The sequence below is a fragment of the Baaleninema sp. genome (genome assembly GCF_049974805.1).
Classification (GTDB): domain Bacteria; phylum Cyanobacteriota; class Cyanobacteriia; order Cyanobacteriales; family Geitlerinemataceae; genus Baaleninema.
On sequence record NZ_JBNGCO010000022.1, the window covers coordinates 42,412 to 50,438 of the forward strand.

At 53.4% G+C, this 8,027-nt stretch carries 4 protein-coding genes; 3 read left to right on the forward strand and 1 reads right to left on the reverse strand.

The window, feature by feature from the left end; all coding sequences use genetic code 11:
* Positions 1-4,280 (reverse strand): hypothetical protein (locus ACP5D4_RS06640; RefSeq protein WP_428010842.1); only part of this gene is annotated, 4,280 nt, incomplete at its 3' end.
* Positions 4,281-5,092: 812 nt separating this feature from the next.
* On the opposite strand from ACP5D4_RS06640, the gene ACP5D4_RS06645 reads away from it, so the two are divergent.
* From ACP5D4_RS06645 to cobT, 3 genes are all read left to right on the forward strand, one after another.
* The gene (locus ACP5D4_RS06645; RefSeq protein ID WP_428010843.1) at positions 5,093-5,809 is read left to right on the forward strand and encodes a Crp/Fnr family transcriptional regulator; all 717 of its coding nucleotides are present in this window, start codon (positions 5,093-5,095) and stop codon (positions 5,807-5,809) included.
* Positions 5,810-5,822: 13 nt separating this feature from the next.
* Positions 5,823-6,455, forward strand: coding sequence for a DUF2232 domain-containing protein (locus ACP5D4_RS06650; RefSeq protein WP_428010844.1), 633 nt, complete (start codon positions 5,823-5,825; stop codon positions 6,453-6,455).
* A 317-nt stretch (positions 6,456-6,772) separates the two neighbouring features.
* Entirely contained in the window at positions 6,773-7,906 is a 1,134-nt protein-coding gene (gene cobT / locus ACP5D4_RS06655; RefSeq protein WP_428010845.1) for a nicotinate mononucleotide-dependent phosphoribosyltransferase CobT, read from the forward strand.
* Positions 7,907-8,027 lie beyond the last annotated feature (121 nt).

Sequence of the window (8,027 nt, forward strand, 5' to 3'; positions counted from 1 at the left end):
CCAAGACTCTCGCTGTCTGACATTTCCACTTCAGGTATTTCGCTTTCTGGAGTTTCGCCTTCTGGAAACTCGAGGAATTCGGCTAAACTCGTAAATTCCGGCGTTTCCTCTCCTTCCTCGAGAATTTCCTGTTCGATATGCTCTTCGTATTCGGTTTCTTCTTCACCGAGAAGGGATTCAAATACGGCGAATTCGCGATCGAGTCTTTCTTCTTCCCCCGACTCTTCTAATTCTTCAGTTTCTACTTCTTCAGTTTCAGAAACCATTTCCATGCGATCGCCAAGACTCTCGCTGTCTGACATTTCCACTTCAGGTATTTCGCTTTCTGGAGTTTCGCCTTCTGGAAACTCGAGGAATTCGGCTAAACTCGTAAATTCCGGCGTTTCCTCTCCTTCCTCGAGAATTTCCTGTTCGATATGCTCTTCGTATTCGGTTTCTTCTTCACCGAGAAGGGATTCAAATACGGCGAATTCGCGATCGAGTCTTTCTTCTTCCCCCGACTCTTCTAATTCTTCAGTTTCTACTTCTTCAGTTTCAGAAACCATTTCCATGCGATCGCCAAGACTCTCGCTGTCTGACATTTCCACTTCAGGTATTTCGCTTTCTGGAGTTTCGCCTTCTGGAGATTCAAGGAATTCTTCTAACGTTTTACTTTCAGAACTTTCAATTTCTGGAGACTCTAAAAATTCCTCTAAACCCTCAACTTCATAAGCTTCACTTTCAGAACTTTCAATTTCTGGAGACTCTAAAAATTCCTCTAAACCCTCAACTTCATAAGCTTCACTTTTCGGTATTTCAGTTGCAAGAACAGCCGAAGTTTCAATTCCAGATTCAAACTCAATCTCGTCCAAATCATCGGATTCCAGCACTTGAGATTCCGGATCTTCGGCTTGATTTTTTTCTTCAGAAACCTCTTCTTCTAGAAAATCAAGTTCTAGATTTTCCTCATTTTCTATTTCCTCCTCACTCGAACCCTCATCGAAAAGCGAAGCCTCGCGATCGCCAGCGATCGCCTCCTCTAAACCCAGGTCGATGTCCGAAATCTCTGTCTCAGAAGCAGCTTCAGCCTCAACCCCTTCAAATTCAGGCGTTTCCGGTTCAGACGTTTCCGCCTCCGCCAGAGACGCCGCAAAGGCCGCGAGTTCCGCTTCAATTTCCTCGTCCGTTTTCGCAAGTTCTCGCGCGATCGCATCATCAGAAACGTCCCCCGTCTCAGAAACTGAAGTCGGGGAAGGTTCCGGTTGGCGGTCTCGCCGTGGTGGAGGCGGTGGAGGCGGTGGGGGACTCGGATGGCCGCGACTCGAGGGTGGAGGACTCGAACTGTCGTCGTCTTCCTCTGCGTCATCATCTTCCGCAGTCTGAGTAGTCGTTTCCTCCCGAGACTCAAACAAACTGTCGTAAAAGCGATCGAGTTGGCGATCGATCGTTGGCGATTCCAACTTCGACCGTTCCAAAGACTGCTCGACCGACAAACTCAACTCCCGTTCCAGTTCGGCCGCCGCGTCGTCTTCAGACCACCGTAACGGCGTATCGTCCAACTTCAACCAGTCGTCCTCTCCAGACTCCGACGACGACGCCTCCGTACTCGGATCTTCCGACCACAGCCAATCCGCTTCGGCGGGTTCAGCCGTTGACGAGTCGGGAATTAACGATTCGGGATCGGGAACGGACGGCGAAGACATCGGAGCAACACTTTCGCTCAACGCTACAGATAAATCGTTGGCTTCCTCGTTAAACTCCTCGTTAGCTAGCAGAGGCGACGACGGGGAAAACTCTTCTTCTAACTCTAGTGCCTTTTCGTCCGATTGTGTGATACTGGCGGCGAGATCGGCCGCGAGATCCTCTTGGGGAACCGAAGCGGTTTCCAATTCCGTCTCGCCTTGTGTCTCGTCAAAGTCTTCAGTGGCGATGGTTTCGGACTCAGAGAAGTCCTCCGAACTCTCGGTTTTCTCTGAAATTTCCAGTTCCTCTGAAATTTCCAGTTCCTCTGAAATTTCCAGTTCCTCTGAAATTTCCGGTTCCTCTGAAATCTCCAAACTTTCGGTTTCAGAAGACGCCTCCGCCATCTCTGTCTCGAACGGCGATTCCACAGTAGAAACGGTTTCTTCATCCTTCTCCCAGCGATCGCGAACTGGAGAGGTTTCCGTCTCCTGTTCCATCCGGTCGAGAGAGTCAGTGTCGTGAGTTTCTAAAAAGCGATCGACCTCAGACTCGATCTCGGCTTCGGGGTTTTCAGCATCCTCAGCCTCTTCAGAATCGAGAGACTCAAAGGTTTCCGTATCAGCGTGGATGTCTCGACGGGGAGCGATCGCGGATTCCGAACCCACCTCAGCCGTTTCGGGAAAGACCGCTTCAGTCTCTGGCCGGTCGTCAGGCGTGCGATCGTGGAAAAAGCGATCGACATCCGAATCAATATCCACCTCGCTGTCTTCGTCCCAGGGTTCTAACTCATCGAGATTGTCCTCCTGTGGCGTCTCAGAAGCGGAAGTGTCCGACTCCCAAAAGCCGCCAAACTCCTCGGATTCCTCCTCGGCGTCCAAATCCTCCCAATCGCCATCGTCCTCTCGAGACTTCCTCGATACCGACTCAGCTTCACCAACGCCTTCGGTTTCCTCACTGGCGGTGTCTTGAAATTGAGTCCAATCGAGATCGCTGTCGCTGTCGTCGAGAACTTCGATTTCTTGAGGAATCTTAGGTTCGGCGAAATGAGATGTCCTCGAAACGCCGGCCGGAGAGATGGCGGGTTCGGCTGCGTCTTCAAGTTCCTCAAGTTTCTCAAGTTCCTCAACCTCTTCGACTTCTGCGACTTCTTCAACCTCCTCAATTTCTTCAATTTCTTCCACCTCTGAAGAATTCACCGCTTCAGTTTCGTCAATGTCCGCAGCCAGGTCGTCTTCAAATTCAATTTCGTCGAGACTTCCATAGGTGGGAAAATCTTCGTCCAATTCCTCCGTTTCGGCGACGGGTTCGGTTTCCGATTCTTCAGAAGTCCCGTCGTCCCAAGGATCGCGGTTGACGTCGAAATCGGACGCCACTGGTTCGGTGTAGTCTCGAATAAACTGCGGAACTGAGGCGATAAAATCGGTGTCGGCCTCGGTGTCCGTCCAAGGATCGGGAAGTTCGGCGGAGTCAATCGGTGAAATTTGAAGTTCAGTATCGCTAGATTCAGTATCGCTAGATTCAGTATCGCTAGATTCGGTTTCTGATGTCGGGACGACTTCAACGGGGACGGCTTCGGGAACGGTCTCGGCGTCCTCAAACGTCCCGAACGGCGAGTCTGCGGGAGGTTCTGCTGTCGCCTCCTCCTCGTCGAGGGGAATCGACACCGCCGTCGGAATGTCGTCTTCAGGTTCGGAGCCTTCCGATTCCGAACGTTCCGCTTCAAAACGTTCCGCTTCAAAACGTTCCGATGCTGGCGGTTCGCTGGAGAGGGAGGAGGGGAGAGCGGCGGTTTCGGCGGCGGGAAGGGAATCTCGTTCGGGTAAGCGTCGGTTGAGTTCTCCCTCGAGGCGTTGCGTGAGATGTTGGACGAGTGCCGCGACGATCGCTTCTCCTTGCTGGCTGATATCGTAGATTTTTTCGACGCTGCGGGAGAGGGAATCTTGATAGCTTTGTAAGTTGGATAAGAGGCGATCGAACACCACGCGCATCGTCGAATCGAGGGTCAGTAGCATTCGATCGGAATCGGCCTGAATCTGTTGTAGGCGATCGAGCCGTTGTTGGGGGTGAAGCAGGGGAGCAACGCTTCCCGTGGCGGTATCTGGGGGAAGCTTGGCGGCTTCGACTTGCGAGAAAAACTGCGTTTCAGCTTGTTCGAGTGCGCGTGTCATCTGGCGTTCCAACGCCGCCTGTAACTGTCGTTGGAATTCCGCTAAGACTTCTCCAACCGCCTGTTCTTGCTGGATTCGTTCCTCTTGTAGAGACAATTGACTGGCTTGTTGGCGTTCGAGGCGTTCCACGTTTTCCGCGAGGCGATCGCGCCGTTGTCGCAGGCGATCGAGTTCCCGTTTCAGCGGTTCGAGGAGAACGGCGTGCAATCCCGCCACTTGTTGAGAGAGATTCGACTCAACAGACGCCGCCACCGACTGAGGTTCAGACAGCGTTTCCATTTCCGGCGAAGTGGTATCAGAGGCGATCGCCTCTCGCAAATCATCGCGAGTGCGTTCTAAGGTTTGACGCAGGCGTTCGGTAACGTCCGACGTATTTTCCGGCGGTAGCATTTCGAGTTCGCACAATCGTCGCTCGATTTCCGCAAGTAATGTGTGGGGATCGAAACTCACGATGACAATTCTCCCTTGAACAGTAAACAGCTTCTTCAGTGCAGAGGAAAGAGGACACAGTTGAAAGTTGAGAGTTAAGCGTTTCTCCCCATCCCCCCATCTCCCCCATCTCCCCCTCTCCCCCTCTCCCAAAGCTCCCCATCTCCCCATCCCACAAAAACCCCTATAGGTGTAAGAGTGCCACAGCACGAGGCGACTCAACTGTTAAGATTTCCGCAAACCCAGAAACAGAGTAGAATGAAGTGTACTGACTGGCGCGTTCTCACGCGACGGACGGAGTGAGCGACTGTAGCAGAAGTGCGGTTTCGCACCAAACAGCTCGTTTAAGGGGCGATCTGGCCTCAACGACCCGCACGGCAACGGTCAGTGCAGCCGTGTCGAAAGCAAGCGAGTCAGTGTCGGAAAAAATCTCGAGGTGAATGCAATTCCCCTCGCAGGAGTTCCCTCGAAACGATTCCAGGCCGTAGGGTGGATAGAGGGGAGATGAATTTCTGCCAAATGGTAGAATTAGCTGACGTGCCTCGATTCTAAGACGGGCATTCCTACGGGTCTCCCACCCAACCAGCAGTGTAGACACCCAATAGCCGGACATCGTTACTGGAAACTGGAAAATCGGGAATTTCAAGGCAAGCCTCCCTTGCGGAGAAACCACCCTCGACAGTGGCCGTGGGCGTCTGGGTCACTATAAAATGCTCGAATCCTGCGCTCTGGAAACAGAGTTCGTAATAGATGTAGCAGGTGAGGAGAAGCCCACACCGTATGCTTGCATCGGTGGCGGGAGTACGTCACTTACAACGATACATGACGACCTCATGGAAGACCGGTATCACCCTCGCGACGCGCATCAAAATCCCGAACTCGAACAAAAGCTCCGCTCGGCGCCGTTCTTTGCGGGTCTCCCCGAACGGGTGTTAGATGAGGCGCTGGCCCATGTCGTCACGCGGACGCACCCAGCTAACCAAGTCATCCTGCTCGAAAACGACTGGGGAAGTTCGGTGTACTTCATTCTCGAAGGCTGGGCAAAAATTCGGACGTATAACTTAGATGGGAAAGAGGTCACGCTCAATATTTTGGGGACGGGAGAGCTGTTTGGAGAAATGGCCGCGTTAGATGAAGTTCCCCGTTCGACGGACGTGATTACGCTGGCACCGACGACCATCGGAAATATGCCAGCTCAGGATTTCGTCCATTTGGTGAAGACGGAACCCCTGGCGGGGATTCGCTTGGCTCAATTGATGGGTCGCCGTTTGCGCCAGGTTAACCGACGGTTGCGCTTGCGGGAGTCTGACAGTACCTCGCGGGTGGCCGATATTCTGTTGTTTTTGGCCGAAGGTCAGGGAACCCCCGACGAAACGGGGGGAATGGAAATTCCCAACCTCCCTCACCGGGAACTGAGCAGTTTGAGCGGTTTGGCTCGGGAAACGGTGACGCGGGTGTTGAGTAAGCTGGAGAAAAAGGGATTGATCGAGCGCGATCGCGAAACGATTAATATTCCCGATGTTTACGCTTTAGAGCGGATGCTGACCTGACGGTTTTTTGTCGATGAGCCAACCCGCACGTTCGCCGCTGGCGATGGTCGAAACGGCGTTTCTCGCCAGTACGGCCAGTTTAATTTGGTTGATTAATTACTATTTTCCCCTCGGTCCGCTGCTGCGGATCTTTTTTCCGGTGCCGATGGCGTTGGTGTATTTGCGGCGGGGGCCCCGCGCCTCGTGGATGTCGGCGGTGGTGTCGGGGCTGTTGTTGACGGTGTTGATGGGGCCGACGCGCAGTATTTTGTTTGTGGTTCCTTACGCCTTGCAAGGGGTATTGTTGGGGGTATTGTGGCGCCGTCGCGCCAGTTGGGGTGTGGCGATTTTTTTGGGAACGCTCATCGGTTCGTTTGGGGTATTTTTTAAGGTGTGGTTGCTCTCTATTTTGTTGGGAGAAGACCTCTGGATTTATTTTACGGTTCAGGTGACGGAATTCCTGAATTGGGTGTTCGATAAAGTCGGCTGGTTGGTTCAACCGGATTTGTCGGTCGTCCAAGCGATCGCTGTGGTGATGATTCTGATCAATAGTGCGGTCTATATGTTAGTGGTTCACTTGGGAGCGTTACTGTTGCTCGATCGTTTAGGAAATCCCATTCCTCGCCCGCCGCGCTGGATTCAGGTGATTTTAGATATTGAAGAGTGAGGGGCGATCGCGTAAAATATAGTAAATTTGTCGTAAATTTGTCGGTTGGGGGAAGCGGACGCGAAACCCAACATCAACTCAGTTAAATATTAAAAAAATAGGTATTCTGAGTGAATTTGTCGTAAATTTTTCGGTAAATTTGTCGGTTGGGGGAAGCGGACGCGAAACCCAACATCAACTCAGTTAAATATTGAAAAAAAATATTGAAAAAAAATTAAGTAAAATTGTCGGTGGAGTGAAGCGAACCTAAAACCCAACATCAACTCTGTAAAACATCCAAAAAACAAATCGATATTCAACCCTTATCAACTATCGACGTGATTCGAGTTTATACCCAACCCGAACGAGGACAACGGTGGCTAGAAAAGTATCGAGGGACGCAACCGGCCTTCGCCTGCGTGTTTGGCTTTACGGAAACGGCGCTGCTTGCGAAGATTTCAGCGGCCGGACGGACGCCAGCAGACCGGCGTAAAACGGCTCTGGCAGACGCGGAATACCTGCTCGAGGGCGAAAAAGTCAATCCTCGCTTTCCACTGCCTCCCTTGGCGGCGGGGGCGTCTCCTGCGGTGATTTCTCGGGCGGTGGTGCGGGGGTTGCCCCTGCCGATGTTGGTATTCGATGGGGGATTGCCCGAACCGCTACCTACGTCGAACGATAAGGAGGCGATCGCCCTGGGGGGACAGGTGGCGCGATGTGTGACGACGGGACAGGCCCTCGATCGCTCGGTGGTGGAACATCTGTTTGAAGAAGGGCTGAAATGGGGCGATCGCTTGTCGGAGAGGGGCGATTACCTGGCCATCGGCGAGTGTGTGGTGGGAGGAACCACCACCGCGTTGTCGGTGTTGCTGGGGTTGGGATTCGACGCAGAGGGTCTCGTCAACAGCAGTTATCCCCAATGCAACCACGATCTCAAACGGGAGGTGGTGCAGAAAGGGTTGCAACGCTGGCGAGAACGCATGGCGACGCCCTCTCAGGCTTCGGCGATGTCGGTAGTGGCGGCGGTGGGCGATCCCATGCAAATCGTGGTGGCGGGAATGGCGATCGCCCTGAGTCGTCGTGGTGGCGTGTTACTGGCGGGGGGAACGCAAATGTTAGCGGTGTACGCTCTGGCGAGGGCGTTGGTTCGAGAGCGGGGGATGGAGTGGTGTGACGATCGCGTGGTGGTGGGAACGACGCGATGGGTGGCCGAAGATCCCACCGGTTCGACGGTGGCGTTGGCGAAACTCGTCGGCGAGGTGCCGCTTCTGGCGACGCAATTGAATTTGTCGGCGTCGGTGTATCCGCAACTGCAAGCTTACGAACGGGGGTTTGTGAAAGAAGGCGTCGGGGCGGGGGGTTGTGCGATCGCCGCCTCGTTGTCGGGATGGACTCAAGAGCGTCTGCGGGAGGAAATTGACGCCACCTTTGCGCGACTGGAGCGATCGCAGTCGTTTGCCAAGGCACCGCCTTAGGGGACCCTAGACCCCTCCGAACAAATATCCCAGTGTGGGGACACTGGGAGGGTTAGGGCTGGAGTGGATTGACATACTCGCCGCCTTAAAAGAGCGGCGATTCTCCAGACCTCACGGTTTG

Bases quoted from the DNA above. Each gene is read 5' to 3' on its own strand.
- ACP5D4_RS06645 (WP_428010843.1), top strand. From the start codon at position 5,093: ATGGAAGACCGGTATCACCCTCGCGACGCGCATCAAAATCCCGAACTC.
- ACP5D4_RS06650 (WP_428010844.1), top strand. From the start codon at position 5,823: ATGAGCCAACCCGCACGTTCGCCGCTGGCGATGGTCGAAACGGCGTTT.